The 26172-nt window shown below is 62.7% G+C and carries 28 protein-coding genes and 3 tRNA genes; 15 read left to right on the top strand and 16 right to left on the bottom strand.

Annotated elements, in window-relative coordinates; translation table 11 throughout:
* A partial coding sequence (locus tag HMPREF3120_RS12280) for a LuxR C-terminal-related transcriptional regulator (RefSeq protein WP_210384505.1) occupies nt 1–347 on the top strand: 347 nt, incomplete at its 5' end.
* A 55-nt stretch (nt 348–402) separates the two neighbouring features.
* Here HMPREF3120_RS12280 and HMPREF3120_RS07855 read toward each other — a convergent pair.
* Complete coding sequence (locus HMPREF3120_RS07855; protein WP_141739402.1) at nt 403–693, bottom strand: hypothetical protein; 291 nt, start codon at nt 691–693, stop codon at nt 403–405.
* 120 nt (nt 694–813) lie between these two features.
* On the opposite strand from HMPREF3120_RS07855, the gene HMPREF3120_RS07850 reads away from it, so the two are divergent.
* From HMPREF3120_RS07850 to HMPREF3120_RS07825, 6 genes are read left to right on the top strand one after another with little or no spacing between them, the layout of a single operon-like run.
* The gene (locus HMPREF3120_RS07850) at nt 814–1449 is read left to right on the top strand and encodes an alpha-ketoglutarate-dependent dioxygenase AlkB (protein ID WP_141739401.1); all 636 of its coding nucleotides are present in this window, start codon (nt 814–816) and stop codon (nt 1447–1449) included.
* Nucleotides 1449–2021, top strand: a complete 573-nt coding sequence (locus tag HMPREF3120_RS07845) for a LysE family translocator (RefSeq protein ID WP_070421988.1) — start codon at nt 1449–1451, stop codon at nt 2019–2021. The genes HMPREF3120_RS07850 and HMPREF3120_RS07845 overlap by 1 nt, the downstream gene beginning before the upstream one ends.
* The gene (locus HMPREF3120_RS07840) at nt 2018–2728 is read left to right on the top strand and encodes an SDR family oxidoreductase (RefSeq protein ID WP_070451952.1); all 711 of its coding nucleotides are present in this window, start codon (nt 2018–2020) and stop codon (nt 2726–2728) included. The genes HMPREF3120_RS07845 and HMPREF3120_RS07840 overlap by 4 nt, the downstream gene beginning before the upstream one ends.
* Before the next feature lie 10 nt (nt 2729–2738).
* Complete coding sequence (locus HMPREF3120_RS07835; protein WP_070451948.1) at nt 2739–3026, top strand: RNA-binding S4 domain-containing protein; 288 nt, start codon at nt 2739–2741, stop codon at nt 3024–3026.
* Nucleotides 3026–3715, top strand: coding sequence for a VOC family protein (locus tag HMPREF3120_RS07830; protein WP_070451945.1), 690 nt, complete (start codon nt 3026–3028; stop codon nt 3713–3715). Before HMPREF3120_RS07835 ends, HMPREF3120_RS07830 begins: the two co-directional genes overlap by 1 nt.
* Nucleotides 3712–4446, top strand: coding sequence for a hypothetical protein (locus HMPREF3120_RS07825; protein ID WP_070451943.1), 735 nt, complete (start codon nt 3712–3714; stop codon nt 4444–4446). Before HMPREF3120_RS07830 ends, HMPREF3120_RS07825 begins: the two co-directional genes overlap by 4 nt.
* Here HMPREF3120_RS07825 and HMPREF3120_RS07820 read toward each other — a convergent pair.
* The 7 genes from HMPREF3120_RS07820 to HMPREF3120_RS07790 are packed head-to-tail and all read right to left on the bottom strand — an operon-like array spanning nt 4382 to nt 14196.
* Complete coding sequence (locus tag HMPREF3120_RS07820) at nt 4382–5068, bottom strand: hypothetical protein (RefSeq protein WP_168156419.1); 687 nt, start codon at nt 5066–5068, stop codon at nt 4382–4384. The genes HMPREF3120_RS07825 and HMPREF3120_RS07820 overlap by 65 nt on opposite strands.
* Nucleotides 5032–6882, bottom strand: a complete 1851-nt coding sequence (locus tag HMPREF3120_RS07815) for a M13 family metallopeptidase (RefSeq protein ID WP_070451937.1) — start codon at nt 6880–6882, stop codon at nt 5032–5034. Before HMPREF3120_RS07815 ends, HMPREF3120_RS07820 begins: the two co-directional genes overlap by 37 nt.
* Nucleotides 6883–6891: 9 nt before the next feature.
* A complete protein-coding gene (locus tag HMPREF3120_RS07810; RefSeq protein WP_070451934.1) occupies nt 6892–7746 on the bottom strand; it encodes a cutinase family protein in 855 nt (284 codons plus the stop codon).
* A gap of 12 nt (nt 7747–7758) precedes the next feature.
* Nucleotides 7759–10974: an arabinosyltransferase domain-containing protein gene (locus HMPREF3120_RS07805; RefSeq protein WP_246815446.1), complete on the bottom strand. Its 3216-nt coding sequence runs from the start codon at nt 10972–10974 to the stop codon at nt 7759–7761.
* A 10-nt stretch (nt 10975–10984) separates the two neighbouring features.
* Nucleotides 10985–12850 carry a galactan 5-O-arabinofuranosyltransferase gene (locus tag HMPREF3120_RS07800; protein WP_070451928.1) on the bottom strand — a complete coding sequence of 622 codons (1866 nt, stop codon included), beginning with the start codon at nt 12848–12850 and terminating at the stop codon, nt 10985–10987.
* 30 nt (nt 12851–12880) lie between these two features.
* Nucleotides 12881–13525, bottom strand: coding sequence for a response regulator transcription factor (locus tag HMPREF3120_RS07795; protein ID WP_070451925.1), 645 nt, complete (start codon nt 13523–13525; stop codon nt 12881–12883).
* Complete coding sequence (locus HMPREF3120_RS07790) at nt 13522–14196, bottom strand: sensor histidine kinase (RefSeq protein ID WP_070451922.1); 675 nt, start codon at nt 14194–14196, stop codon at nt 13522–13524. Before HMPREF3120_RS07790 ends, HMPREF3120_RS07795 begins: the two co-directional genes overlap by 4 nt.
* Nucleotides 14197–14288: 92 nt before the next feature.
* On the opposite strand from HMPREF3120_RS07790, the gene HMPREF3120_RS07785 reads away from it, so the two are divergent.
* Both HMPREF3120_RS07785 and HMPREF3120_RS07780 read left to right on the top strand, forming a co-directional pair.
* A complete protein-coding gene (locus HMPREF3120_RS07785) occupies nt 14289–14954 on the top strand; it encodes an ABC transporter ATP-binding protein (protein ID WP_070451919.1) in 666 nt (221 codons plus the stop codon).
* Nucleotides 14951–16342 (top strand): FtsX-like permease family protein, encoded by a 1392-nt coding sequence (locus HMPREF3120_RS07780; RefSeq protein WP_070451916.1) that lies wholly within the window; start codon nt 14951–14953, stop codon nt 16340–16342. Before HMPREF3120_RS07785 ends, HMPREF3120_RS07780 begins: the two co-directional genes overlap by 4 nt.
* Nucleotides 16343–16457: 115 nt before the next feature.
* Here the strand turns inward: HMPREF3120_RS07780 and HMPREF3120_RS07775 are convergent, their stop codons facing one another.
* From HMPREF3120_RS07775 to HMPREF3120_RS07765, 3 genes are read right to left on the bottom strand one after another with little or no spacing between them, the layout of a single operon-like run.
* Nucleotides 16458–17222, bottom strand: a complete 765-nt coding sequence (locus tag HMPREF3120_RS07775; RefSeq protein ID WP_070451912.1) for a decaprenylphospho-beta-D-erythro-pentofuranosid-2-ulose 2-reductase — start codon at nt 17220–17222, stop codon at nt 16458–16460.
* Between the two features lie 9 nt (nt 17223–17231).
* Nucleotides 17232–18629 (bottom strand): decaprenylphosphoryl-beta-D-ribose oxidase, encoded by a 1398-nt coding sequence (locus HMPREF3120_RS07770; RefSeq protein WP_070451909.1) that lies wholly within the window; start codon nt 18627–18629, stop codon nt 17232–17234.
* A gap of 21 nt (nt 18630–18650) precedes the next feature.
* Entirely contained in the window at nt 18651–18878 is a 228-nt protein-coding gene (locus HMPREF3120_RS07765) for a hypothetical protein (protein ID WP_070422004.1), read from the bottom strand.
* A gap of 29 nt (nt 18879–18907) precedes the next feature.
* Between HMPREF3120_RS07765 and HMPREF3120_RS07760 the strand changes: the two genes are divergently transcribed.
* On the top strand, nt 18908–19351 hold the full coding sequence (locus tag HMPREF3120_RS07760; protein ID WP_070451906.1) for a GtrA family protein: 444 nt from the start codon (nt 18908–18910) through the stop codon (nt 19349–19351).
* On the opposite strand, the gene HMPREF3120_RS07755 is transcribed toward HMPREF3120_RS07760, so the two are convergent.
* On the bottom strand, nt 19314–20216 hold the full coding sequence (locus tag HMPREF3120_RS07755; protein ID WP_070451903.1) for a galactofuranosyltransferase GlfT1: 903 nt from the start codon (nt 20214–20216) through the stop codon (nt 19314–19316). The genes HMPREF3120_RS07760 and HMPREF3120_RS07755 overlap by 38 nt on opposite strands.
* A gap of 73 nt (nt 20217–20289) precedes the next feature.
* Between HMPREF3120_RS07755 and HMPREF3120_RS11980 the strand changes: the two genes are divergently transcribed.
* Nucleotides 20290–21246, top strand: a complete 957-nt coding sequence (locus tag HMPREF3120_RS11980) for a hypothetical protein (RefSeq protein WP_070422007.1) — start codon at nt 20290–20292, stop codon at nt 21244–21246.
* A gap of 121 nt (nt 21247–21367) precedes the next feature.
* On the opposite strand, the gene HMPREF3120_RS07740 is transcribed toward HMPREF3120_RS11980, so the two are convergent.
* Together HMPREF3120_RS07740 and HMPREF3120_RS07735 are read right to left on the bottom strand one after the other, a co-directional pair.
* Nucleotides 21368–22153, bottom strand: a complete 786-nt coding sequence (locus HMPREF3120_RS07740; RefSeq protein ID WP_070422008.1) for a galactan export ABC transporter ATP-binding subunit Wzt/RfbE — start codon at nt 22151–22153, stop codon at nt 21368–21370.
* Between the two features lie 9 nt (nt 22154–22162).
* Complete coding sequence (locus HMPREF3120_RS07735) at nt 22163–23011, bottom strand: galactan export ABC transporter permease subunit Wzm/RfbD (RefSeq protein ID WP_070422009.1); 849 nt, start codon at nt 23009–23011, stop codon at nt 22163–22165.
* Nucleotides 23012–23155: 144 nt separating this feature from the next.
* On the opposite strand from HMPREF3120_RS07735, the gene HMPREF3120_RS07730 reads away from it, so the two are divergent.
* A complete protein-coding gene (locus tag HMPREF3120_RS07730) occupies nt 23156–24367 on the top strand; it encodes an aminotransferase class V-fold PLP-dependent enzyme (protein WP_070451893.1) in 1212 nt (403 codons plus the stop codon).
* Nucleotides 24368–24382: 15 nt separating this feature from the next.
* Here HMPREF3120_RS07730 and HMPREF3120_RS07725 read toward each other — a convergent pair whose 3' ends face one another.
* A complete protein-coding gene (locus HMPREF3120_RS07725) occupies nt 24383–25339 on the bottom strand; it encodes an NAD(P)H-quinone oxidoreductase (protein WP_070451891.1) in 957 nt (318 codons plus the stop codon).
* Between the two features lie 73 nt (nt 25340–25412).
* Between HMPREF3120_RS07725 and HMPREF3120_RS07720 the strand changes: the two genes are divergently transcribed.
* A tRNA-Ser gene (locus HMPREF3120_RS07720) sits at nt 25413–25500 on the top strand.
* Between the two features lie 8 nt (nt 25501–25508).
* Here the strand turns inward: HMPREF3120_RS07720 and HMPREF3120_RS07715 are convergent.
* Nucleotides 25509–25895 (bottom strand): hypothetical protein, encoded by a 387-nt coding sequence (locus tag HMPREF3120_RS07715; protein ID WP_070451889.1) that lies wholly within the window; start codon nt 25893–25895, stop codon nt 25509–25511.
* Between the two features lie 74 nt (nt 25896–25969).
* Between HMPREF3120_RS07715 and HMPREF3120_RS07710 the strand changes: the two genes are divergently transcribed.
* Nucleotides 25970–26060 (top strand) — tRNA-Ser (locus tag HMPREF3120_RS07710).
* Nucleotides 26061–26062: 2 nt separating this feature from the next.
* Nucleotides 26063–26135, top strand: a tRNA-Arg gene (locus HMPREF3120_RS07705).
* The last annotated feature ends 37 nt before the right edge of the window (nt 26136–26172 follow it).

The raw sequence follows: 26172 nt of genomic DNA, 5'->3' as shown, positions 1-26172 counted from the left end.
CTTCTCTTGCGCGTGGGGCGTCCGGGTACGTCATTAAAGGACAACCTCCGCAGGTAATTATTCAGGCACTCAGAGATGCGCTTAACGGAGGGACCAGTCTCTCACCCCAATGCGTGAAACGGCTGGTAGCTCAATCCCCGTGGGGACGGTTTGTCGAACGAATGGCACACGCTTCATTAACCGATAATGAGGAAGCTGTCATGGAATTGTTGCGCCGAGGAAACAGCAATAGACAAATAGCAAAAGAGTTATTTTATTCTGAATCCTATATAAAGAAAATAGTGTCTTCTCTTCTGAAAAAAATGGACTGTAGCTCTAGGGCGGAACTTATAGCTCTCCTGAACTGAGCTAATTGTTTCGGCGGAGTACTTTCGCTGTCTGGAAAAAGGCTCTTGGCGTCAGCTAGAAGTCACGAAGAAGACGACCACTACAGCCACGAAGCCTGTGCAGTCCGCATTCTGCCAATCCGCAAGCCGCGGCTACGTCAAGAAAGTGACAGTCGAGGTAGATCATGTAAAAGTCGTCTTCAACGTGTCCTTCGTACGTGTACATGCGGAACATTCCCCAGTAGATGTCGCGGATCGCTTGGGCGCCGCTTGCGTGCGGGTCGTTAGTGCGTTGGTTGCGAAACATCGGTTCGATTGCCGTGGTCATGGCCCCCTTTGCAGGGTCGTCAATAGCAATATCGAACACACGAACGAGCGTCAGGGGATTAACCAGCAGAAATAAAAAGTAATACGGTTGCCTATTCGAACACTTTGGGTTATTGTGTGAAAATCATATAAAACGACCGCGACACGCAAGGTGGAGCAATTGCTTTTCGACGCCACCGTGATCCCACGCAAACCCAACCGCGTCATGCCTGGGGTGGTGCATCTACCTGCGTTTTTCACCTCTGATGAGCAGCGGGAAATTATCGAACAAGCGCGCGAATTAGCGAGGTCGGTTGCCGGCACGCCGGTGGCAATGCGCCAACCACGGGTAGGCAAAGGGCAGATGGAAGCGTGGATGCTGTCGCTCGGGTGGTTCTGGGCGACGAACCCGTACCGCATGCTGCAAGAAGTTGATGGATACCCGGTACCGCCGGTGCCGGAGAATTTCCAGCGGATCGCAGGGGAGGTGATGGATCGGGCACGTGAGATCGACCCGCGGGCTGGTGAGACTCCACGTGTGGAAACGGCGTTAGTGAATTTCTACCCGCCGGGCAAAGGAATGGGCATGCATGTGGATGCAGAAGAGGCATCTGAGAACGCGGTGGTCAGCCTGTCGTTCGGTCAGGACTGTGTGTTCCGCATCGAGGGGCACGATATTCTCCTGATGTCCGGGGATGCCCTCGTGTTCGGTGGCCCAGCCCGCCGCGCGAGACACGGCGTGCTGGGGGCAAAGAAGGGGACGTCGACGCTGCTAGAAGGAAGACTCAACATCACTATGCGACAGATGGAGAAGTGATGATCGCACTGCTTGGAGTCTGGTTCGCGGCAATCGTCAGCCCAGGTCCGGACCTGTTTCAGATCATCCGGGTTGGCGCGAAGAATCGACGGGATGGCATCCTGTGCGCGCTCGGCATCATGCTGGGCAACACGGTGTGGATCGTCGCGTCGCTGGCGGGTCTGAGTGCGTTGATTCAAGCGTTCCCGGAGATCCTGTCGGTGCTGCAGATCGTCGGTGGCGCCTACTTGTTGTGGATGGGCATAGGCGCGATTCGGGCGAGCGACCCGGAGTTGCCGGAAGCGCAGCAGGTGAGCAGACCGTTCCTCACCGGTGTGGCGACGAACCTGTCCAACCCGAAGGCCGTCCTGTTCTTCGGAGCGATCTTCGCCCAGTTCGCGCACGTGGGTTGGTGGGCGGTGCCGCTGCTGGTTGTCACGGGCATCATCTGGTTCGTCGGGTTCGCACTGGCAGTCCGTGCGATGGCGTCCAAGATTGAGCGTTACGGCAGGTGGATCGACGTGGTCACGGGCATCATCTTTATCCTTCTGGCCACATGGATGCTGTGGGAGGGCCTACACTTCGGCACATGAGCGAACAAAAGGTTGCAGTAGTTACAGGTGGTTCCGCGGGTATCGGCGAGGCGACGTGTCGGGCCCTTGCCGCCGACGGCTGGAAGGTCATCGTGGCGGCTCGGCGTCTGGAGAAGTGCCAGGCGATTGCCGACGACATCGGCGGCGTTGCAATCCACCTGGACGTGACGGACCCGGCCAGCGTGGCAAAACTCAACGAGCTGGAGCGCGTGGACCTGCTGGTCAACAACGCGGGCGGTGCGAAGGAAACCGACTACCTGCGGGATGCGGATGACGCGGACTGGGAGTGGATGCTCGAGACCAATGTGATGGGGACGATGCGGGTCACCAGGGCGTTGTATCCGCAGCTCAAGGCATCGGAGGGGCTGGTGGTCAACATTGGATCGGTCGCGGGCACGGACGCGTACAAGGGCGGGTCCGGCTACAACGCGGCGAAGTACGGTCTGCGCGGCATGACCAGGGCGATGCGCAGGGAGGAGGCGGAAAACAACATCCGCGTGTGTGAGCTTGACCCGGGCCGGGTGGAGACGGACTTCGCGCTCAACAGGTTCGGCGGCGACGAGGAACGTGCGCGGAAGGTCTATGAGGGCAACGTCAACCTGACTGCAGAGGACATTGCGGAGGCGGTGCGGTGGGTGGCGAGCCTGCCGAAGCGGGTGAACATCGACACGATGAGCATCATGCCGGTCGACCAGGCAGACCGCTAGACTGCCCTACATGCATATGGACGTGTCGATTTCGGGCGAATCAATCAAGCTCGGGCAGTTCTTGAAACTGGCCAACCTGGTGGAATCCGGTGGTCACGCGAAGGAAGCGATTGCTGGGGGAGAGGTGCTGGTCAACGGTGATGTGGTCACCTCGCGGGGGCATTTGCTTTACGACGAAGACACCGTCTCGATCGGCGACGCCTCCGCAACAGTGATGGCGGACTCGGACGGTGACGATTACTTCGATGAGCGCACCGCCAACGACGATTTCGATCCGGAGAAGTGGAGGAACATGTAATGCCTGCATTCGAAGGCAAGGACGGCATGCCGTTTTGGCAGGACCTGATGACCACGAATGTGCTGAAGTCCACGCACTTTTACAGCAACGTGTTCGGTTGGGAGATCGTTGACGGCACTGCTCGCAAGGATGGGTTGCCGGTGGCGGGTCTGGTGTCGGGTAAGGCTGATGGCTGGGTGACGTCGTTTATGGGCGGCGGCGAGGTGGAAAAGCTCGGCGGCCGTGTCCTGAGCGCCGACGATGAGTTGACGCTGTGTGAAGACCCATCCGGCGGCCTGTTCGGCCTGATGGATCCGGAGGAACGCTTCGTCGCGGCCGGTGAGCCGGGGGTGCCGGTGTGGTACGAGTTGGTGACCACGGACCAGGCCACCATCGATTTCTACGGCGACCTGTTCGACTGGGAGATCCGCGAGGAAGACGGTTACTTCCTGGCGTTTGAGGACGGTGCGCCGTTCTTGGGTATGTACGTCGGCGAGGCGGCGTCGTGGGTGAGTTACTTCGGTGTGGAAGACCTCGAAGCAGCCTGCAAGGCGGTGGAGGCGCACGGCGGCACGGTGCTCGTCGGGCCTGGCGAGGGCGCGTTTGGGCCGATGGCGGGCATTGCGGACCCGAACGGTGCGCAGTGCTTCATCGTCGAGGTTGACGTGCCGACGTTCGAGGAGATCAGCGAAGCGGACTCTGTGCTGTGAAACGTGTAGGGGCGGCGCTGCTGGTGGCGTCGTTGAGTTTCCCGCTGAGTGCCTACCACGTGGACCCGTCGTACAACAGGGACCGGACGGGTCTTGCTGTGGTGCATCCGGACGGACGTGTGTCCATTTCGCCGAAGGCGGAGGAGGCCCGGCCAGCGCTGTCGCTGGCGAAGCTCTATCTGGGCTACTACGTGCTGTACAACGGCACGAAGGCTGAGAAGAAGCAGGTGGAGGAGATGATTGCCTCCTCTGATGACGGGATTGCCAGCACGTTGGATGCGAAGTATCCGGAGGCGATCGATCAGATTGCCGAGGACTTTGACTTGAAGCAGACGGCACGGGGTGTGTCGTGGGGGAAGTCGCAAACTTCGGCGCGGGATCTGGCCACGTTTATCGCGTCGATTGTGTGGGATCCGGCGGCAAAACCCCTGTTCGCGGGTATGGAGAAGCAGTCCGCGGTGGCGTCCGACGGGTTCATCCAAGGTTTTGGCACGGCACGCCTGAAGCGGGTGAAGGGCTCGAAGATGGGTTGGTCAGACGACCGGGAGAGCGCGACGGGCTCGGTGTCGTGGGGTGAGATTGGCAAGGAAACGTGGGCGGTGGCCGCACTGACGTACGGCACCGCCTACGAAAACACGGTGGATACCAACGTGGGTATCAACCAGGTCAACGACGGAGATACTCCGCTACATCCTGCACTCGACGGCGGATTTCTGCCGGTGTGGAAATAAACCCCTTGGCGTAATACTCGGTGCCCTCGAGCCCTGACCCGGCCGGGACCTGCACAAATCCTTCCCGGTTGGTGGTGGGGAAGGTGAAGATGTAGTCGTCGGCGGTGGGGGCTGGGGTATCCCCAAGCACCCATGCGGTGACGGGGCCGGGCAGTTGGTCGACGGCCTGTTGGGCGTCTTCGGCACGGTCGACGTCGAGAATCGTCGTGCCGGACAGTTCAGCAGCAGCGGCCACGTCGGGGCGCCACAGCATTTCCTTGGCGTTCGTGGGCCCGTCCCACACGGAGACTGCCCACGCGCCGGTCGGCTTGCTCGGTGTGAATACGGCACCGAGCTCATGCTTGTCGACGACCACCCCACCCGACCACTTCGTCGCCGGCATCGCATGATCCACCGCACTGCCAAGCATGAGCATGGCGGCGTGCGTGATCCGGTCCGGAAGGAGTGCCAGGTAGTTCGGGCCGTCCTCGTAGGTCGCCTCGATGTAGGAGGCGAGCTGCTCCAACTGCAGTTCCGGCGGCAGGTCGCGCTTAACGCCCCCGACGTTGAAGTTCGGGTCGCCCTGTTCGTTGAGCGGGTATTCCTCTACCAAATCGTCACCCTGTCCTCGGGCTCGATCCACATCTTGGAGCCCTTCTCCACGTCGAAGGCGTCGTAAAACTCGTCGATGTTCGCGGCGATGACGTTGCAGCGGAACTCGTTCGGGGCGTGCGGGTCAATGGCCAGCAGCTGTGCCGCCATCTCCGGACGGGCCTTGGAACGCCACACGCGAGCCCACGCGTAGAACAGGTTCTGGAAGCCTTCGCGGGTTTCTTCGAGGCCCTTGTCGGCGAGGTATTTCTTGTACGCCACGACGGCGATGCCGAGTCCGCCAAGGTCACCGATGTTCTCGCCGAGGGTGAACTCGCCCTTCACTCCGGAGGTGTCGGTGCCCTCGAGGACGGACGGGACGAGGCCGTTGAACTGATCGACCAGTTTGGAGGTGAGTTCCTCGAAGTTGGTGCGGTCCTGTTCGGTCCACCAGGAGTTGAGGTTGCCCTGGCCGTCGTAACGCGAGCCCTGGTCGTCGAAACCGTGGCCGATCTCGTGGCCGATCACCGCGCCGATCGCGCCGAAGTTCTGGGCGGCGTCTGCGTCCGGGTCGAAGAACGGCGGCTGCAGGATCGCGGCCGGGAAGGTGATGTCGTTGACTACCGGGTTGTAGAACGCGTTGACGGTCTGCGGGCTGGACACCCACTCGTCGCGGTCGGATGGCTTGCCGATCTTGCCCAGCTGGTAGTCGTGCTCAAACGCGGCACCGCGGCGCACGTTCTCGACAAGGTTGTCCGTGAACTCCAGGCCTTCGTAGCTGCGCCACTTGTCGGGGTAGCCGATCTTAGAGTTGAACTGGGAAAGCTTCTCCGCGGCCTTCTTCTTGGTTTCTTCGCTCATCCAGGGGAGGTCGGCGATGCGGGTGCGGTAGGCGTCGATAAGGTACTGCACCAATTCCAGCATCTGTTCCTTGGACTCCGGCGGGAAGTGGCGCTTGACGTATTCGCGTCCGATGTCCTCGCCGATGAGAGATTCTGCGAGGGCCACGCCGCGCTTCCAGCGGTCGCGCTGCTGGGTCGCGCCGGAAAGCTTCTTGCCGTAGAACTCGAAGTTTGCTTTTCCGATCTCCTCGCTGAGCACGCCGGCGCGGGAACGCAGGATGTTCCACGCAGCCCACAGCTGCCAGTCGGCGAGCGTTTCGCGGCGCAGCATTGCATCCAGATCCGCGGTGTAGGAGGGCATCATGTCGATGACGCGGCCGTCGGGGAGGCCGGAGGCGCGAAGCATCTTCTGCACCAGCGGCGGCATGTCGGAGAGTTCGGCCGGGTTGTAGGTGGCGATCGCGTCGCGCGACTTCACCACATCCCAGTGCGAATCCGCCAGCGCCTTCTCCACATTGATAATGCGCTGCGCTGCGATGCCCGGGCTCAGACCCAGCAGATACTTCGGGTCGAGGAACTCAAGCATCCGTGCGACGTGCTGCTCATACTTCGCAAGCGTTTGTGCGTGTTCCTTCTCGCGGTAGTAGGCCTCGTCGGGAAGCCCAAGCCCCGACTGCACGAGGTAGGGGACGGAATCCTCACCCTGCGAGTCCTTCTCCACCCAGTAGGTCAGCGGTGCGCCAATGCCTGTGCGCTCCAAGAGCCCTAACTTTTCGACGAACTCCTCAACGCTCGCCACCTCAATCAACTCCAAGTCGGCGTTGAGGGCGTCGATGCCTGCAGCGTTGACCGCATCCACGTCCATAAAGGAGGTGTAGAGGGCGTTGCCGTCCGCAAGAATGGCGTGGACATCTTCCTCCGCCTTATCGCGCAGGGCGTAAAACGCGCCGTCAATGCCGCGGTCAGCGGGGATTTCGTGGTTGGCGACCCATTCGCCGTTTACTACTTCAAAGAGGTCATGCATGCCACCATGCTACGGAATTGGCACCTGGATCGGGGCCAAAGATTGCTCAATAATCCAGTTTGAAGCTTCCCGCTGCTGGTCGAGGGTGTAGCTGCCGTGCAGGCGGATGTCGTGGAACACGGTGAACGTACCCAGCCCAAGGGAGCGGAAGAGGTTGTTGAACTCCCCGAACGGGATCTGGCCTGCCGCCACGTTGGTGCGCATCGCCGGGGAGACAAGACCACGGTGCGCCTCATTCATGTTGCACACCAGGTCACCGGCATTGCAGATCTCTAGCACGCGGGGGCCGAGCTCGCCGTAGCCCTCCGGGAGCGGGCCGAGGGAACCGCGTGCGTGCGGGGAGGTGCCGTGGGACAGCACCGCACCGTTGTCGCCCTGGTACGGGTTGGCAAACAGTGCCACACCCGAGACCTTCTCCGGCGCGATCGGGCCGCGACCGTGCGCAATATCGCTGGTCAAGCGGGCGGCGATGTCGGCGCCGAGGGAGTAACCGGTGAAGGAGAAGCGGGCGTCCGGGCACGCATTGGCTAGGCGGGTGACAGTTGCACGCGCCTTGTTGTAGCCAGTGGCGGACGCCTGCTTGTACGGGGTAGCCGCGAACGGGGTGGAGCGGTACGAAACCCAGACTGGATCGATCTCGCCGGCGGTGCCGAGCTTGGTCAGGATGCCCGTCATGAACACGTTGCCACCGTGCGGCACGTAGTCGGGGATCCCCTCAGCCGTGTTCGCTCCGCCCGGCACCGCAACCAGGTAATGCGCGGAGCACCCCTGCTGCTTGAAGGGCTGTGCTTCCGCAGTGGTGGTTGCGGTGGCGATGGCGCTGAGGGCAGCGACGCAGGCTGCGAGAACATTTCTGAGTTTCATGACATGTGCATCCTAACCCTGCTCGTCAGGGTTTCGCACCTTCATCGGTCCGGGGGTGTACAGGCCGGAACGCGTGGTCACCTCGGTGTCCACGTGTGCCAACTCGGGAACGTCGCCGACGGAGTTGCGGCGCGGCTCGTACTGCGCCACCGAACCCCAGTCGCGCTGCCAATCGTCCTTGAGGTAGCCCGGGATCTCGTACGAGGTGTTCACGGCTTCCGCAGGGGCGAGCGCGCCGCCGCCGAGGAAGTCCATGAAGCCAGAGAGCTGCTGCTTGCCCGGGCCGTCCGGCATGACGCGGAACTCCGGAATCTCGGTGACACCGTTGGCGTGGAAGAACGGGCGCTGGCAGGGGTATTGGAACGCGACGGTCCAGTCGAGCAGGCCCGGGGTGTCGGAATCGAAACGCTCAGACAGTGGGATCAGCTTCGGGTTGCGCAGTGGCGTGACCGCCAGCCAGTCCTTCTCCGCAAGGGAGGTGTCCTCGCCGACGAGACGCACCACGTTCGCCTCCTCCGGCAGGTCCGCCAGCGGGAAGCGCAGGTTACGCCACAGCGGGGTTGGGCCCTGGTCCAGCATCTCTACCTCGCCGAGCTTGCGCACCACACCGTCCTTGTTGGTGCCGTACTCCAGCTTCAGCTCGGTGCCTTCCTGCTCCACGCCGTTGATGTCGTGGTGGGCGATGCGGCCGGCGACGGAGGTGACCAGGAGAGGGCGGTCGTCGCTAAGCTGCGGCAACTCGTACCACGTGGTCTCCAGCGACGCGGACTGCTTCGGCTCATCATCGAAGGTGCCGGCAACCGGAATGCGGTTGTAGTCCAGGCCGAACGGCAGGCGCACGGTCGAGCCGTTCACGCCGCGCATCGACTTCGGACGGTTGCCCTGGGTGTTCACACGAGAGGTGGACTGGGCTTCGTCGGAAGCGGGATCGACGTCGGCGGTGTCGTCGTCAGACTGTGTGTCGCTCAGCGTGCGGTCCGAAGTATCGGCCGTCTCCGAAGCGATGAACGCCGGCACGCCGTCCGGAGTGAAGCCGATGTTCTTGCCCGCATCCAGGGACTTGCCCAGCGGAACGCCGCCGACGGGGGTGAGGAAGGACTCGTTCGTGTCGTCCTCCAGAAGCACGTCGCCGCCGAGGGCACACACGTCGCCCTTGAACGACTTCACGTTGCCCATACCCACCGAATACGCCGGGGCCTGGGAGACGAACGACTTCACAAACGTCAGGCACGAGAACGTCACCATGAGGATCGCAAACACGGCGATCGGCGCAGCCATCACGCCCGACCAACGGGTGCTGATCGCGCGCGGGCCGCGCATCGACTGCACCACACCAATTGCGAACACCACCAGGGCGATCGCCAGCACCACAGTGTTGGCCTCGATGGCCTTGAACTGCACAGTGCGGTCCCACCACGGCACCGCGAACGAGGACACATACCACCACGCGTTCCAACCCGCCAGGGTAAACGCCATGAGGAACAGCACCGCAGCCATAGCGAACGTGCGGTTGCGGTCCGACTTCATCGCAATCCGGGAGAGCACCACCGCACCCACAGCCGCAATCGCGCCGCCGAGGCCCGCGTAGATGCCGAAGTGGTGCGTCCACTTCGTCGGGGTGAACAGCAGGAAGAACGTCGCCATGCCAAGGATCAGCATCATGCGCTTGGTCGTGCCGGTGGTCTTGTCGCCCTTCGCCAGCGCCCACAGGATCAGGCCGGTGCACAGCAGCAGCACGAACATGGGGAAGCGGCGCGACATGGAGCCGTCGACGGTCTGCTCGAGAAGCGTTGCGTAACGGGTCCACTCCTCAAACCAGCTCAACGCCGGGCCGACCTCGGAGCGCACCTTCGTCGCCTCCAGCACGGTGGCCAGGGTTTGGTCGTGGAACACCGGCACCATCACGGCCAGGCCCGCGCCCATAAACGGCGCGACGTAAGAAATTCGGGGCTGCGGGCGCGAACCGATCATGCGCAGCACCGCCGGCAGAGAAATCAGGAACACGCCAACGGCTGCGAGGCCGGTCGGGCCACACGCCAGAGTAAACGCGGCGGTCACAGTGCCCCACGCTGCCGGAGTAAGACGGTCCGTGGCAATAGCGCGCTCGAACAGCGCCCACGTACCCACCAGGCCAACCGCAATGATCGGCTCGGGGCGAGTGCCGTTGTTGTACGGCAACCAGAACGCCAGGAACACAAACGCGGCCGTCCAGTGGGCGACCCTGCGCCCGGCGATCTCCGGGCCCAACTTCGGCAGAATCTCGCGCGAGAGCAGCCACCAGGTGCCCAGCGCTGCGAACAGGGCCGGTAGGCGCATCCACATCGACGCAGTGGTCACCTCCGACAGCAACGACAACACGTCGTAGAACGGGGAGCCGAACGGGGCTTCCGGCACGCCGTACCAGCGGTAGTAGTTGGCCATGTAGTCCGTGTTCGCGGCCACGCGCGCCATGGTCAGCAGGAACCCATCGTCGGATGTGTTCGCGCCGAAGATGTGCCAAAAGCCAAGGACACCGGCCACGACGCCGTCGAGAGGCTTCAAGCCCTTTGCTTGACGACGACGATAGCGCGCCGGACCATCCAACTTCCTCAACGCCCACAAACTGACCAGGGCGCTCAGCAGGCCGCCCCACATCGCAATGCTCTTGATCAGCGTCGGGGAGGACGTGAAGCGGGAGTTGATGTTCATATGGGCGGACAGGCCGTCGTCGATAAGCGACTGCTTATTTTCCAACTCCGTGTACATACCCGTGACCTGCGGGCGGTAATCATCCTCGCTGGTCTCCGAGTGGGACGTGCCCGGGATCTCAACCGTGGTCTCCTCGTGCGTCACGCTGACGTGCAGCTTCGCATCGTCGGGGAGGTTGCGGACTTCGGCTGGGGTGAGCTCGAAAAGGACGTCGTTGAGGGAAGTCACCACCAGGCCGCCGTCGGGAGCGGTGATGAACAGGCCACGGTCCGTCGCCTTATTCGACGACTCCGGCAACGTACCGAAGATCAGACTCTGGCCCTCACGCAGTTCGCCGACGCTGTTGGCCGGCACCGTGACCTCAAGGTCCTGCGGGGCCAACGAAATCAGCGGTGCGTTGATCGAACCAACCGTGTCGTTCTGCGGCCACGACACGCTCGCCTCCGTCTGCTTCACCGGCAAAAACGGGGTGAGCAGCAAAAGCACAAACGCGATGAGACCAGAAACGGTCGCAATAAGACGAGTAGATCCAGTTTTCACTCCGGTCACCTTACTTCCTCACCGCGACAGCAAACGGTCCGATGAACTTCACGTCCCAATTCGCCTTGTCAAACGCCTCCGGGTTGAAGAACAACCCCTGGTAACGCACGTTCGGCTGGCTTGGGTAAATGTCGTGGGCGATGTGGGTCTTAAAGTCAGAATCCTCACTGCCGCGGAAAATGAAGGCAGTCGGCGGCTCCCACTGACTGTTGTCCACGGCCTCCGTGAACTTCTTCGGGTCGTCGTAAGAAATCTGCGACCACGACTCCAGCTCACCGTTGCGCTGCTCGAACTCGCCGAGCGGGTTAGCGTAGTGGCTGGTAAACGCGTTGAAGCCGAAGAATGGCTGGAAGGCCATGAAGTTGATCTCGTCGGTGTAGATCACGGCCTCGTTCTTCATGTGGCCGTGCTCTTCGATGTAGTCGGCGATCTCGTTGTAGTACTGGCCCGCATCCGGCGGGAAGCGGTCCGCGCGCTCGCCGTAGCCGTCGGTATCGGCGTAGGCCTGGTCGATGTACGCCTCGTTCTTCACCGCAATGTGCTGCACCATCTGCAGCGACGCCACCGCCACCAGAACAATCGCCACCACGTTCAAGGCGGCCTTGTTCTTCACCTGCCGCTCCAACCAGGTCAAGCGGAAGTTCGCTACCGCAATCACGCCGAGGGTGGCAAACAGCAACACAACCAGCACCTCGAGGCGGAAGCCCAGCAGGGAGGTGCCCAGGAGGGTGATCGCCATGGAGGCGAGCGCCCACACGTAGCTCACGCCAATCGCCGCGCCCAGGGAGGCGATCTCCGGGTCGCGGAACCGCACGATAAGTCCAATGAGGCCGAACAGGCACAGCAGGCCTACCAGGGACAACGACAGGAACGGCAGGGCAAAGTAGGTGCCCTCGATGGGCAGGAAGTGGTTCGCGGTAGATTTCAGCGCCTCGTCACCGGTGACTACACGCCAGATGTACGGACCCCACGAGATCGCAGCGATGGCCATGGAGGCGAACCCGACGATGAACAGGTGCTTCAGCGGGGTCAAGGTGCGCTCGCCGGTGAAGAACATCACCACCGCGATCACCACGACCGTCAGCGCGCCAATGGCGGTGAACAGCGTGTAGAACGACGCGGAAATGCCCAGGTAGATCGTCAACGCGGCGGTGGCTGCCCACGAGCCACTCAGCGCCCTGTGGGCCCACACCGCAGCCGCTGGGAGGAACATTGCCACGATTGCCGCGTAGGGCTCCTCTGGGACTTCCGTCAGCACAATCGCGGTGGTCACCACGGCAATCGCGGTAGCAACCGGCAGGGAACCGACGAGCCTGCGCCAGATCGGCGTCAGCATCGCCGCGCCCGCAGCCAGGGTGGCAATCGCGTACGGCTGGTACACCTCCCAACCGTCCATACCCAGCACGTTGGCCACGCGCCCGCCAACCCAGAACCAGCCCATCGGGTAGAAGGTGGGCAGGTCCTTGTACGCCATGTCCGCGTGGCCTAGGTTTTCAGTCATGCGGGACAGGAACTGCGTCCTAAACCCCTGGTCAACCTGGATGCCGTCGAGATACAGCTTGGTGGCAGACAGCGGAATGCCAAGCGTTGCGACGACCAACCCCGCCGGCACCAACGCCATCACCGCAGAAATAATCCAGTGCTGCTTCCCGCGCGTCCACAGCACCGCCAGCACAGCGGCGATGCCCAACAGGACGAACGACACACCGGTGGCCAACGACCTGGTCACCATGGAGGTATTGAACGCCGGCAGCGAGATCTGGTGCAGCACAAACCACGCAGCAAGCGAGAGAATGCCGCCTGCGAGCCCCGCCGCGACGGTACGGACGGCTGCCTGCCCCGGTGACAGCTCGTCGGGATGATAAGCGGTAGTCATGCGTAATAGTGTCGCATACGCTGCCGACACTCACCCCACGCCACGTTCCGCCAGGTACATCAGGATTGCCCGCACGCGCCTATTGTCCTCGTCCGGAGTGAGCCCCAGTTTGGAGAAAATGCTGGACACGTGCTTCGCCACCGCCGCGCCGGAGAGGTAGAGCTTGCCCGCGATCTCACTGTTGGACAGGCCTTCTGCCATAAGTTCGAGCACCTCCACCTCGCGAGGGGTGAGCGTGGTTAACCAGCGTGAGCTCGCCGCCATGAGTGCGCCCGCCACGTCCGGGTCGATGACCACGCCGCCGCCTGCCACGGTTTCGCAGGCCTGGATGAAGTCCTTCACCTCAGCGACGCGGTCCTTGAGCAGGTAGCCGGTGCCGCCGTCGCCGTCCGCAAACAACTCACGGGCATAAGCAGGCGCGACGTATTGCGACAGCACCAGCACATTCACTGGGCCGCGTTTGCGCAGTTCCAGGGCGGCTTGGAGGCCGTCGTCACGCATGTTCGGCGGCATGCGCACGTCCGTGATCACCAAGTCGGGCTCATGCGTATCGACGACCCCCAGCAACCCATCCGCCCTTTCCACCTGCGCCACAACCTCGTGGCCGCGCCGGGTGAGCAACCCTGCAACACCCTCCCGCAGCAGCGCAGAGTCGTCCGCAATGACAATCCTCATGGCGCAATCCCACTTTCTCCTCGGAACAACAGCAACGGAATACGTGCGGTGACGGTGGTCGGCCCACCGTCCGGCGAGTGCAGCTCCATCTCACCGCCGAACGCCGCGATGCGTTCTCGCATGCCATCCAACCCACCGCCGGGTGTGATGCGTGCGTTGCCGCCGCCCTGGTCGGTGACGGAAACATTCAACGTGTGGTCGCAGGTCACCAGCACACTCACCGGTGCATGTGGCGCGTGCTTCGCGGCGTTGGTTAAGGCTTCGGTGGTGAAGAAGTAGGCGGCGGCGGTGACGGAGGCGTCGATACGCGGCAGCTCGTGCGGGGCTCGGACCGTGACATGCGGGCCGTGTTGTGCGGCTGCGGTCTCGATCGCGGCAACCAACCCGTGGTCCGACAGCTCCCGCGGGTGGATACCGCGCACGGTTCTCCTGAGTGCGTCGAGGCCGTTGTGGAGGTCGCGGGCGGCGTCGTCGAGAAGCTGCGATGCAATGTCCAACCTTGCCTCGCCCAACTTCATCGCGGCAGCCACAAAGTATTGCTGCGCGCCGTCGTGCAGGTCTCGCTCGATGCGCAGCCGCTCCACCTCGTACGCCTCCGCGATCCTGCGCCGCGAAACCGTCAACTGGTGGATTTTGGCGGCCGCGCGCTCCTCGTGTTTATGTCGCCGCATGGCCCCGAGCGTAGCCAGGTAGAGCTAGCACTACCCATATTCGGGAGCCAGGGCCATAGTGCTTATCGACGACCATCTGTGGAATAGAAACCATGCTTGAACTCAACGACATCACGAAGTCCTTCACCCAACAACGGGTCCTCGAAGGCATCAGCCTGACAGTTGACGGCGGCGAATCCGTCGCGATCATGGGACCCTCTGGCTCCGGCAAATCGACCCTGCTGCACTGCATGTCCGGCGTGCTCGTACCCGACGACGGCCAGGTGCTTTTCGACGGCCGCGATGTGGCCGCAATGAGCGACGCCGAAAGGTCTCGCCTGCGCCTGGAAAACTTTGGCTTCATCTTCCAAGACGGCCAGCTGCTGCCGGAACTGACCGCCACCGAAAACGTCGCCCTGCCACAGATCATGCGCGGGGTGCCGCGTGCGGAGGCGCACAAGGAGGCTGTGGACATGCTCACCCGACTGGGTTTGGGGGCCTTTGTGGATCGGTACCCGGGGCAACTCTCCGGTGGTCAGGTGCAGCGCGTGGCCATCGCCCGAGCCTTGGCCGGGCCGCCATCGGTGGTGTTTGCCGACGAACCGACGGCGGCGTTGGACCAAGCCACCGGGCACGAGGTCATGCAGCAGATCGTGGCAATCGCGCAGAAGTTCGGCGTCACCCTCGTGCTGGTCACGCACGACCCGAAGATCGCCGACTGGTGCAGCCGCCGCGTCGAAATCCGCGACGGCCTGATCCACTCGGAGGTGGCGCGATGAGTGCAGTGACGTTGATGCGCTCGGCGGTGTCGCAGACAAGCGAAGGGCGCTCGCAACGGCAGATCGGCGAACGCTGGGTCCGCGCGCTGTCGCTGGTCGCGGTGACGGTGGCGACCTGGATGCTGTGCACGCTCATGGGCGGCACCTGGATGTTCCTCGCCCGCGACCTGCACCCGCACGAGGCGCTCGTGGAAATCGCAGAGTCGATGGGCGGGCCCATTTCCATTGCGTATATCTTCCTCGCGCTATTCGCTTGCGTGCTGCTCGTGCCAAGCCTGTTGGGGCTGCTCACCCAAGCCGCGCGGGCGAACCTCGGCGGGCGCGAGGAGCACCTGGCGGTGCTTCGCCTCATCGGCGCGACCGCCGGCGAGGTGCGCGGAATGATGATTCTGGAGTCGCTGCGCCAGGCCCTGGTTGGGTTGGTGCTCGGGTCGGTGCTGTACATAGTCACGTGCCCGGCGTGGAGTTTGCTGACGTTCCAGGAAAAGCGCGTCGGCGCCTGGGAGATGCTCACCTGGTGGGTCATCCCCATCGCTTGGATCGTCGTACTCGTGCTGGCCGCCTGCTCCGTGTGGCTTGCTTTGCGACGAGTCGCCGTCACCCCACTCGGCGTCACCAAGAAAATCCCGCCGAAGGGACAAAACATGATCACGCTGGTGTTGTCAGTGGTTGGTGCGGTGGTGCTGTATCGCTACCTAAGCTCGCTGACTATCGCTCCGCAGGCAGACGCGTTGGAGTTCGGCGCCTTGCTGGTGGTCGCAGGCGGCATCCTTATGTTTAATGCACTGATCGCCGTCGGCGTGATCCAACTCCTCGCACGCCTGAGCTACCGAGTCCCCGGGGCCGCGAACTACGTGGCCACGCGTCGGGTCGGCCGGGGCGCGAAAACCACCTGGAAGCGAGTGACCGCCCTGTACTTCGTGGCATTCATCGGCGGCGTCGGCGCCTGGATCTCCGCGGTGCCGGAGATCGACGACCAGCCCGCCCTGAAGATGATCACAGGGGATATCCCCTCCGGCGTGGTCATCACCGCTGTCTTCGCGGCAGTCTTGTTGGTGTCATCCACCCTGCTCACCCAGGCACTTTCCGTGGTGGAGCAGAAGCAACTGACCAAATCGCTCTACTTCATCGGAGCGCCCGCCGCGTTCCACACCAAGGTGGCCGTGCGCGAAGTTGGGATTCCCATGCTCGTGGTGGCCCTGCTGGGATTCGGCATGGGTGGCCTGATGGGCACCATCATGGTCATGGTTTACGTCAACGTGCTGGACAAGGTGGCGCTGTTCGCTGCGCTTGTTGCGGTTGCGCTGGTTGGTTGTGTCCTGGCGGTGGTGGGGACCGGCCGGCTGCGCGAGCAGGTGCTGCTCGGCATGGGCCGTGCGAAGGACTAGAAAATAGTTCCCGGGGTGTGAACTATCTTCCACCAAGACGAAAACGACCTGCAGGGAGTGAATCTTTTGCAGGTCGTTGTTGAAGAAAGTTCCCCGGCTGGGAACTATTTTGGCGCTAGAAGTTGAGCTTGCTCATGATCGGCGCCGGAATCGCCTTCAGCACCAGGGAGATCGGGCCGAAGAGCTTGTGCACGAACACCGATGGCTTGCCGGCCAGGGCAGCCTCCACGGCAGCCTCGGCGACGTCTTCCTTGTTCACGGTCAGCGGGGCCTCGTCGAGACCATCGGTCATCTTGGTGCGCACCTGGCCCGGGCGGACCACGGTGACCTTCACGCCGCTGTCCTTCAAAGCTTCACCGAGCTGCAGGTAGAAGCCGTCGATGCCGGCCTTGGATGCGCCGTAGACAAAGTTGGAACGGCGCACGCGCTGGCCCGCCACCGACGACAGGGCGATGATGTTGCCGCGGCCCTGACGCTTCATCTCCTGGCCCAACAGCACACCGACCGACATCGGGGCGGTGAAGTTGGTCTGCGCCGAAGCGACGGCGGCAGCCTGGTCCTGCCAGAGCTGCTCCTGGTCGCCGAGCGTGCCGAAGGCGACGACAGCGACGTCGACCTCGCCGTCCTCAAACGCCGCATCGATCACGGCAGGGTGGGAGGCGAAATCCAGGGCGTCGAAATCGACCAGGCGTACATGGCCTGCGCCGGCGTTCTGGACTTGGGCGATGGCGTCGTCGATACGCGGGGAGTCCTTGCGCGCACACAGGGTGACGGTGGGGTTGCCGCCGCGGGAGACGAGCTCGCTGACAATCGCGAGCCCGATCTCACTCGTGCCGCCGAGGAGGAGGATGTGTTGGGCTTGGCCTACTGCGTTCAGCATGGGTACTCCTTAGTTGAGCTCAAGACGGCGGGACATGTCGGATGCGAACACGCCGGTCGGGTCGATGTCGCGGCGGGTCTTCAACCAGCCTGGCAGTTCCGGATACATCTTGTGGAACTTCTCTGCGCTCGTGCGCGATTCCTTGGCCAGGTAGAGGCGGCCGCCGAACTGCATAACCTGGTCATCCAGGCGGTCGAGGAACTCGTTGAGGCCTTTTCTAATTGGGAAGTCCACGCACACGTTCCAACCCTTCATCGGGTAGGACAGCGGCGCCTGGTTGCCTTCGCCGAACAGCTTGAACACGTTCAGGGCGGTGTAGTGGCCGGAGGACTGGATGTCGTAAATGATGTCCTTGAACGGCTCCACAGCGTCGGTCGGGACGACGAACTGGTACTGCAGGAAGCCAGCCTTGCCGTAGCCGCGGTTCCACTTCCCGATGAGGTCCAGCGGCTGGTAAAACTGCGTCAGGTTCAGCACCTGGTTCCGGGCGGGGGAGCCCATCATGTAGTACGCCTCGCCGATCGCCATCAGGGAGAGCTTGTTCATGGTCCAGGACGGGAAAATGTCCGGCACCGTCATCAACTGCGGGGCGTTGAACTTCAACGGGTCCTTAGCCAGCTTCGGGGCGAACTCCTTCAACTGATCCAAGGTGGCCAGCGAGCCGCGGGAGATGGTGGAGCGGCCCGTCTTCGGCGGTGCGGAGATCGCGTCGAACCAGGCCGACGAGTAGGTGTAGTTCACCTCGGAGCCGTCGGAGTGCACCGCGATCGTCTCGTCGAGCGTGTTGGTGCGGTCGGTGTCTGCGATGAAGTAGGCGGTCTCCGTCTTGGTCATCTGGATCCGGGCGCGCAGGATGATGCCGGTCAGGCCCATGCCGCCAACAGTGGCCCAGAACAGCTCGGCGGTCTCGCCGGTCGGCTCCAGGTGCAGCACGCGGCCGTCCGCCACCAGCAGCTCCATGGACAACACGTGGTTGCCAAAGGAACCCGCCGAGTGGTGGTTCTTACCGTGAATATCCGGGCCGATCGCGCCACCGATGGTGACCTGGCGGGTACCCGGCAGCACCGGAACCCACAGGCCATACGGCAGGGCGGCCTTCATGAGTTGGTCGAGGCTTACGCCGGCGTCGACGTCGACAATGCCGGAATCCGGGTCGATGGAGTGGATCCGGTTCAGCGGCGTCATATCGACGACCAAACCGCCACCATTCTGGGCGGGGTCACCATAGGAGCGGCCCAGGCCGCGGGCGATGATGCCGCGGCGCTTGTGCTCGGGCAGGTCCGCGTTCTCATCCGCGACCCGCTTGACTGCCTCCGCGATCGTGTCCACGTCAGGGGTGGACAGGACCTGGGCGGTGGACGGGGCGGTACGGCCCCATCCGTAGAGGGATTGGGTTGTCAGTTCCATGCCCACAACCCTACCGCCGGACTAGAGATCCATAATGCTACGAATCTCCGCGGGCAGTTCTTCTTGGCTCGAAATCACAGGTCCGTCGTGTTCGCGAAGAATCTCATAGATACGTGTGCGGCCTTTGGAGTCCACAAACGGCAGCTCCTCGGCCATCAGGCGCACCATGAAGTCGGACAGGGGGACGTCGACACGCTGTGCTGCCTCGTGGATCGCGTCCGGGTCATCACCTTTGTAATGCTTCCTCATGGCACACGAGCCTAGTAGGGTAAACGCCCGTGTCCTCGAACGCTTCCCTAAAACAGCAGCTCATCCCGTTTTTGGTCATCGGTATCGGCTGCGCTGTCATCGACTTCGGCATCACCAACACCCTCGACCAAGCCCTCGACGTCCAGCGCGACCTTGCCAAGGCCGTGGGCTGGGTCTTCGGCACCATCTCCGCCTACGTGCTGAACTCCAAGTTCGCCTTCAACGCCAAAATCGACGCCAAAAAAGCCAGCGCCGTATTCATCCTCTACGCCACCACCTTTGCGGTGCAGATGCTGCTGTGGAGGGTGACGGACGAGCCGTTGTCGTCGCTAGGCCTGCAAGATTCGTGGAAGAACGCCGTGTCCTTCGTCATCGCACAAGGCGTAGCGACGACTACCAACTTCCTCCTCCAGCGCTACTGGATCTTTAAAGGCGCTAAGGGCGGCGAAAGTCCTCTCGCGCCCCCCGCCTAAGCAACTTCAGCCAATCGAGGAAGCCCTTCGGATCCTTCTTCTCCACCAGGAAGAACCACCCGAACCGGACAACCTCCTGCAACTGCATTTTCCTCATGCCGCGCTGATTGATGATGTAGCCACGGTTGCGGTACGTGAAATACCGCTTCGTCTCATTATCCGGGAATTGCGCGTGCGCCCGCCCGCCCATAATCGGATGGAACTCGTCCGACCCATCCGGGTGCAGATAAAACGCCGTCAACGCCGTGCCATATTTCAGGCCCGACTGCGCCAGACGACGGTGGTACTCCACCTCATCGCCCCTGATAAACAGACGGTAATCCGGCACGCCAATGCGTTCCATTGCCTTCGCCGAAATCAACGCGCCATTAAACAGACTGGCGTACTGCGGCAAAAAATCGCCCTGCAGCTCATCAACACGCCGGTGCCACGTCGTGCCCTGCCGCAGCGGAAACGCCAGCTTCTCCGGGTCGTTGATGTTCGCCACCACCGGCGACACCTCCGACAACTGATGCTTCTCTGCGGTTCGGTAGAGCTCTTCGAGGACGGTGTGGTCTTTCGGGCGACCATCATCGTCCGCGCACCAAATCGCATCCGCCCCCAGCGCCAGCGCGTGCAAGAACCCATACGCGAAGCCACCCGCCCCGCCCAGATTGGTCTTGCTTGGTAGGTAGACGCCCTTGTCGTTGGCGAGCTCGTCGACAAGCACACGCACCGCATCCTCATCACCGTTATCCACCACAATGACCCAATCCACCGGATGCGTCTGCGACACCACCTGCTCCAACGAATGCCGCAGCAGGTCAACACGCTTATGGGTCACAATCACGGCAGCAGTCGTACCGTTGCGATTCAAGGCAGTCATACATTTATTGTGCCCGAGGGATCCCAAACCGTCGCTCTTGCGTCTAATAACCATGACGAACCTACGAAACGGCATGAGTGTCGACATCGAAGCAATCCTCATCCACGACAAACAACGCACACCCGACCTCACCTACCACCAAGTCAGCGCCGACCGCTACCTCGCCACCGAACACTGCCGTGAAGAATGGCGGGTGGACAACGACGCCCGTCACCACCCACGCGGCGTGCGCTACCACGGCTGCGCCGCCGCCCGTGCCATCGCCCACGCCGTCGAACGCCCCGGCAGCATCGTCTCCGGCTTCTCGGCACTCGCCCTCTATGGCTTGCCCTACCTGGTCGAAGGAGCCGACACCACGCTGCTCGCCTCCTCGGGACGCAACCAACTCGCAGGGCCTTGCTTACCGACGATCCGACGCCACTCCCGAGCAACCTTCCCCATTTGGAAAGTCACCCACCGTGGCGTTGGCCTTCGGACGGCTAGCCCAGTGGCGGCAGTTGTCCAGGCGTTGATCCAGGTCAAACGCGGGGAGCACTGTTGGAATGTCGTCGATGTAGAGGGCCTGTCTGCCGAGGAAGTCCGAGCGGTGCAACTCGTCGACTGTGTCCGTCGCTTCTGGGGCATCACACTCGCCGACATTACGGCAGCTGCCCGCCACAAAATCAACGCCAGTTGGTTAAGGAAGGTCTTGCGGCTCAGCAGCTCTCTTGCTGATTCCCCCAAGGAGACCGAGATGCGCCTTCTCGTTGCGGTGCTCGCGGCTCGGTATGGCCACGTCGTGCAGGAGCAGGTGCCGCTGGTCGTCGACGGCAGGACAGTGACCACGTTTGACCTGGCCATTCCTGATCTGAAGATTGCCGTTATGTACGACGGCGAACACCACTCGGACTATAAGCAGCGCAACAAAGACTCTTCCATCAACCTCAAGATGACCTTGGCGGGATGGACGCCCGCGAGGTGCTCGTCCAGGACGATGTTTGAATGCCTGGGCCTCGTCGAGTCCCTGATGCAAAAAAGTTCCCAGCGATAATGGGATTCGTGGAACTTTTATGGGGTGTGTCGCCCGGCGTCCTGGGGAAAGTGAAACTTTTGGGGGCCGAAATCGAAGAAAGTTCCCGGGCGGGGAACTTTCTTCGGGAGATGGTTGACACCTACCCGTGGAAGCGCTGCACCAGTTCTGCGACGTGGTCGCCGGCTTCGGGGCCTTCGTAGGCGCGGACGACGTCGGCGACCAGGCCGGCCTCCCTAATTTCGCCCTTGTCCACCCACAGCGCGGTGTTGCAGAGCTGCGCCAGGAAGTCGTTGGAGTGGGAGGCGAACACGAGGATGCCGGAGCGCTCGACCATTTCGGCCAACCTCACGCGGGCTTTGGACATGAAGGCGGCGTCGACGGCGCCGATGCCTTCGTCGAGTAGCAGGATCTCGGGTTCGATGGAGGTGACCACGCCCAACGCCAGGCGGACGCGCATGCCGGTGGAGTAGGTGCGCAGGGGCATGGAGAGGTAGTCGCCGAGTTCGGAGAATTCGGCGATGTCGTCCATTTTGGCTTTCATCTGTTTGCGGGTCTGGCCGAGGAAGAGGCCGCGGATGATGATGTTTTCGTAGCCGGAGATTTCGGGGTCCATGCCGACGCCGAGGTCGAAGACGGGGGCGACGCGGCCGCGGACGTCGGCGACGCCGCGGGTTGGTTCGTAGATGCCGGACAGCAGTCGCAGCAGGGTGGTTTTACCTGCGCCGTTGTGGCCGACGAGGCCGACGCGGTCGCCTTCCCGCAGGTGGAGGTTGATGTCGCGGAGTGCTTCGACGACGACGGTGTTGGAGGCGTTCTGGCCGATTTTGCCGCCGGCCGAGGACATCATGGCCTTTTTCAGGGAGCGGGATTTGGCGTCGAAGATGGGGAAGTCGACGCAGGCGTTGTAGGTGTCGATGGAAACCATGTGTAACTCCTAGACCCAGTACGGCACGCGGAAGCGCCACTGTTTCATGGCCAGCAGGGTGATGAGTACGCCGACGATGGTGCAGGCGATGACGATGAGCCAGTGGTAGGCGGCGACGGGGTCGTCGATAAGCGGTGCTCTGACGATTTCGAGGTAGTGGAACAGGGGGTTGATCTCAGCGAGCATTGCACGCTTTTCGACGACACCACCCTGGTCCTTCAGCGTCCTCGTCGTCCATACGATCGGGGTGACGTAGAAGAGGAGTTGGACGAGGGCTTCGAGCAGCGGGGCGACGTCGCGGAAGCGGGTGGCCACCATGCCGAAGAACATGGCGACCCACACGCCGTTGACCAGCAGCAGGGCCATACCCGGGATGAACAGGAGTGTGTTCAGGGTGATGGGGATGCGGAAGATCAGGGCGAGTAGCACCCAAATGACCATGTTGTGGGCGAGGAACAGCGTTTGGCGCCACACGAGCCGGTAGATATGCACCGACAGGGCGGACGGGAGCTGTTTGATCAGCCCTTCGTTTTCGATGAAGACGTTCGCGCCGTCTTTGATGCAGCCGGAGATGAAGCCCCAGACGATGAAGCCGACGGTGACGTGGGGGAGGAATTCGGCGACGTCGATTTGGAACAGCATGGAGTACAGCAGGCCCAGGGCGAGCGACATGACGCCGGTGGCGATGGTGATCCAGAGGGGGCCGAGCGTGGAGCGTCGGTAGCGTTGTTTGATGTCTTGCCAGCCGAGTTGGAGCCAGAGTTCGTGTTGGCCCCAGCCGCGGATGAGGTCGTCGAATGCCCGCCGGAACGTTTTGGATGTTGATGGCGGGGTGTTTTCGCCAGGCGCGCTGGTCATCCGGGCGACGTCATCGCGCAGTTGTTCTACGTTATGCACGCAGTTCACCCTAGTGCACAACTTTCGTGCCCCCGAGCTGGTGGTGTGCGCTGTGTCGGACGCACGTGCATAATTAAGGGCGTTCTTGCGTGAAGGAGGTCGGCCGTGGCTTATGACGTGTGGGGGGTCCGTGGGCTTTACGGGTCGTTGGGTGGCGGTTGGACGTATCTGAATGCGCATGTGTCGCCGCAGGTGCCGGAGAAGGTTGCGGGGGCGGTTGCGCGCAGTTTCCGTAATGCTGCGTCGGTGCCGCCGCCGGAGCCGGTGTTGGGGTCGCATTCGCGGTCGGATGTTGGTTTGCCGGAGGGGGCGGAGTATCCGATGGCGGCGCGGGTCGCTATTGCGGATCTGGCTGGGGTGACGCCGGGCCAGGTGGTGTTGGGGCCGAGTGTGCCGGCGTTGTATTCGGCGTTGGTGTCGGCGATGCGTCCGATGTTGCGGCATAACTCGTCGATGGTGCTGAATCCGGTGGATCGTCCGGTGTTGTCGGGGCGTTTGCAGCGCGCTGGCGTATCGACGACTTGGGCGCAGGCCGATCTGGCCACCGGTGATCTGCCTGCGTGGCAGTACCGCGACATTGCGGACGGGTCGACGCGTTTGGTGTCGGTGCCGGCGGCGCATCCGGAGTTGGGCAACGTTGTGGGCGTTGCGGACATTGTGGAGGCGGTGCGTGAGAAGTCCCGGGCGTGGGTGCTTGTGGATGCGTCGGCGTACGCCCCGTATCGTCCGTTGGATTTGGATGCGTGGGGTGCCGATATCGCTGCGGTGGATATGGCCCAGTTTGGTGGCCCGGAGATCGCGGCCCTGATTTTCCGTGACGCGGCGATGTTTAAGCGTTTGGACCGTGAGGCTCTCGAGTTGGAGGTCTCGCCGGGTCTTGCTGGTGGTGTGCCGGCCACGGTGGAGCATTATGCGTCGTTGGTTGAGGGGGCGGCGGGGAGGTCGTCGAGACGCAATCGCTTGAAGTACTCGATGGGGGAGACCACCGCGTACCTGAACGGGCTGCGGGATGATCTGCATACGTTTTTGGGCACGCTGCCTGCGGTGCACATCGTTGGTGTGACGGGCGAGGCAGCGGAGGACGCGCGTGTGGAGCGCATCCCGCGCCTGGCGTTCGGTGTGCGAGGCGTGCCGTCGGAAACCGTGCTGGATCGCTTGGTCACGCACGGTATTGTCGCTGCTCAGACGACGCAGACACAGCTTCTCGACGACATGGGCGTCGCCGACATGGGCGGCGCCGTCACCATCGCCATGTCGCCCTTTAATACCCAGAACGACATCGAGCAGTTGGTACGCACAGTCGCCTCGCTGGCGTAGCCTCGCTGGCGTAGCCTACGCGATCAGGATGATCTTTCCGGTGTTGTCGCCGGAATCCATGTGGTCGTGGGCCTTGGCGGCGTCGGCGAGCGGGAACGTGGCGGTGATGTTGGGTTTGATCTGGCCCGATTCGATGAGCGGCCAGACGTTCTTCACCGTCGAGGCGACAATCTCCGCCTTCATCGGACGCGGCCGGGCGCGCAGGGTGGTGGCGTGGACCGACAGGCGCCGCGGCATCATCCGGCCAAGCGACAGCGTGCCCTTCGGCCCGCCCTGCACCGCGATGACCACGAGGCGGCCGTCGGTGTTGAGCGTCTTGATGTTCTGCTCCAGGTACGGCCCACCAACTACGTCGAGGATCACGTCCGCCCAGGCTTTGAGTTCCTCGGCGAAGTCCTGCTCCTTGTAGTTAATAAGGACGTCCGCGCCGAGGCCCTTGCAGTAGTCGAGCTTCTCCTGGCTGCCCGCAGTGACGGCGACGGTGCAGCCCAGCGCCTTGCACAGTTGGATGGCAAACGAGCCGATGCCGCCCGCGCCGCCGTGGATCAGTACGTTGTCGCCCTCCTGGATGCCGGCGAGCATGCCCAGGTTCGACCACACCGTGCAGGCCGCCTCCACCACACCGGCGGTTTCCTCCAACGTGAGGTTCGCGGGCTTCGGCGTGAGCTGGCCCTCCGGCACCGCGACGTATTCGGCGTACCCGCCACCCGCCAGCAGGCAGCCGACCTCTTCGCCCTTTTCGCGGCCGGTGGTGCCCGGGTCCTCGATCACGCCGGCGCACTCCAGGCCAATAATCTCCGACTCGCCCTTCGGCGGCGGGTACTTACCTTCGGCCTGCACGATGTCGCCACGGTTCACGCCCGCCGCTGTGACCTTGACCAGTACCTCCCCGTCCTGCAGTTGCGGGGTGTCCACTTCGGTGAGTTCGAGGGAGCGGGGGTTGGTGTCGTCGATAAGTCTGATCGCTTTCATGCGGCCAGGCTACCGAGATTGAGCGACGCGCGACGTGTTGTAGAGTATGTGCGTCGCACTTGCTTTGCGACGAGGAGACGTGGCAGAGCGGCCGAATGCACCGGTCTTGAAAACCGGCGAGGTTTATCCCTCCAGGGGTTCAAATCCCCTCGTCTCCGCCAATTACTTCTTATGGGAAGAGCTCCGGCATGGTGTGGAACTGACGCTCGCCGGGAACGTCACGCAGGATTTCGATGGCGCGCTTGGTGTCCGGGCGGTTCTGGCCGGCGACGACCTGAATCTGCTCGAGGGGGAGGGGGTTGGTGAGGTGTACGGGGGTGGTGGTGTCGTCGATAGGCAGAATGCCCTGAAGATCACCCGCTGGGATACCGAGCAGCACAGTGCCTGCGGGAGCGTCGCGCAGCACCGATGTTTTCGGCGTGAAATGCAGCGAGCCGGTGAGCGGACCAGTGCCGAGCGTGTCTAGCGCCGCGGGGAACCAGACGAGGTAATCCGCGGTGTCGCCGGAATTGTCGCGTGCTGCCAGTCCGGAATTGAGCCACGTGTGGATTTTCATGCGGCCGAGTATACGGACGGATTTCGGTGATATTTGGCTGCTCGCCCGGATACAGGTAATGTGTACGCAGCGCTGGAGATGTGCCAGAGTGGCCGAATGGGGCTCCCTGCTAAGGAGTTGCCCCCTTGACGGGGGCCGCAGGTTCAAATCCTGTCATCTCCGCCATTGCGCCCGTAGCTCAACGGATAGAGCATCTGACTACGGATCAGAAGGTTGGGGGTTCGAATCCCTCCGGGCGCACAAGTGTCATGAGTCGCGACATGCTTGACGGATGAGT

It is taken from the genome of Corynebacterium sp. HMSC11D10 (assembly GCF_001806995.1).
GTDB classification, from domain to species: domain Bacteria; phylum Actinomycetota; class Actinomycetes; order Mycobacteriales; family Mycobacteriaceae; genus Corynebacterium; species Corynebacterium coyleae.
This window is presented reverse-complemented; position numbering and strand designations above follow the sequence as displayed.

Excerpts from the sequence above, each read along its gene's own strand:
- HMPREF3120_RS07845 (WP_070421988.1), top strand. The coding sequence starts at position 1,449 with ATGATCGCACTGCTTGGAGTCTGGTTCGCGGCAATCGTCAGCCCAGGT.
- HMPREF3120_RS07840 (WP_070451952.1), top strand. The coding sequence starts at position 2,018 with ATGAGCGAACAAAAGGTTGCAGTAGTTACAGGTGGTTCCGCGGGTATC.
- HMPREF3120_RS07835 (WP_070451948.1), top strand. The coding sequence starts at position 2,739 with ATGCATATGGACGTGTCGATTTCGGGCGAATCAATCAAGCTCGGGCAG.
- HMPREF3120_RS07830 (WP_070451945.1), top strand. The coding sequence starts at position 3,026 with ATGCCTGCATTCGAAGGCAAGGACGGCATGCCGTTTTGGCAGGACCTG.
- HMPREF3120_RS07815 (WP_070451937.1), bottom strand. The coding sequence starts at position 6,882 with ATGCATGACCTCTTTGAAGTAGTAAACGGCGAATGGGTCGCCAACCAC.
- HMPREF3120_RS07810 (WP_070451934.1), bottom strand. The coding sequence starts at position 7,746 with ATGAAACTCAGAAATGTTCTCGCAGCCTGCGTCGCTGCCCTCAGCGCC.
- HMPREF3120_RS07800 (WP_070451928.1), bottom strand. The coding sequence starts at position 12,850 with ATGACTACCGCTTATCATCCCGACGAGCTGTCACCGGGGCAGGCAGCC.
- HMPREF3120_RS07795 (WP_070451925.1), bottom strand. The coding sequence starts at position 13,525 with ATGAGGATTGTCATTGCGGACGACTCTGCGCTGCTGCGGGAGGGTGTT.
- HMPREF3120_RS07790 (WP_070451922.1), bottom strand. The coding sequence starts at position 14,196 with ATGCGGCGACATAAACACGAGGAGCGCGCGGCCGCCAAAATCCACCAG.
- HMPREF3120_RS07785 (WP_070451919.1), top strand. The coding sequence starts at position 14,289 with ATGCTTGAACTCAACGACATCACGAAGTCCTTCACCCAACAACGGGTC.
- HMPREF3120_RS07780 (WP_070451916.1), top strand. The coding sequence starts at position 14,951 with ATGAGTGCAGTGACGTTGATGCGCTCGGCGGTGTCGCAGACAAGCGAA.
- HMPREF3120_RS07775 (WP_070451912.1), bottom strand. The coding sequence starts at position 17,222 with ATGCTGAACGCAGTAGGCCAAGCCCAACACATCCTCCTCCTCGGCGGC.
- HMPREF3120_RS07770 (WP_070451909.1), bottom strand. The coding sequence starts at position 18,629 with ATGGAACTGACAACCCAATCCCTCTACGGATGGGGCCGTACCGCCCCG.
- HMPREF3120_RS07765 (WP_070422004.1), bottom strand. The coding sequence starts at position 18,878 with ATGAGGAAGCATTACAAAGGTGATGACCCGGACGCGATCCACGAGGCA.
- HMPREF3120_RS07755 (WP_070451903.1), bottom strand. The coding sequence starts at position 20,216 with ATGACTGCCTTGAATCGCAACGGTACGACTGCTGCCGTGATTGTGACC.
- HMPREF3120_RS11980 (WP_070422007.1), top strand. The coding sequence starts at position 20,290 with ATGAGTGTCGACATCGAAGCAATCCTCATCCACGACAAACAACGCACA.
- HMPREF3120_RS07740 (WP_070422008.1), bottom strand. The coding sequence starts at position 22,153 with ATGGTTTCCATCGACACCTACAACGCCTGCGTCGACTTCCCCATCTTC.
- HMPREF3120_RS07735 (WP_070422009.1), bottom strand. The coding sequence starts at position 23,011 with ATGACCAGCGCGCCTGGCGAAAACACCCCGCCATCAACATCCAAAACG.
- HMPREF3120_RS07725 (WP_070451891.1), bottom strand. The coding sequence starts at position 25,339 with ATGAAAGCGATCAGACTTATCGACGACACCAACCCCCGCTCCCTCGAA.
- HMPREF3120_RS07715 (WP_070451889.1), bottom strand. The coding sequence starts at position 25,895 with ATGAAAATCCACACGTGGCTCAATTCCGGACTGGCAGCACGCGACAAT.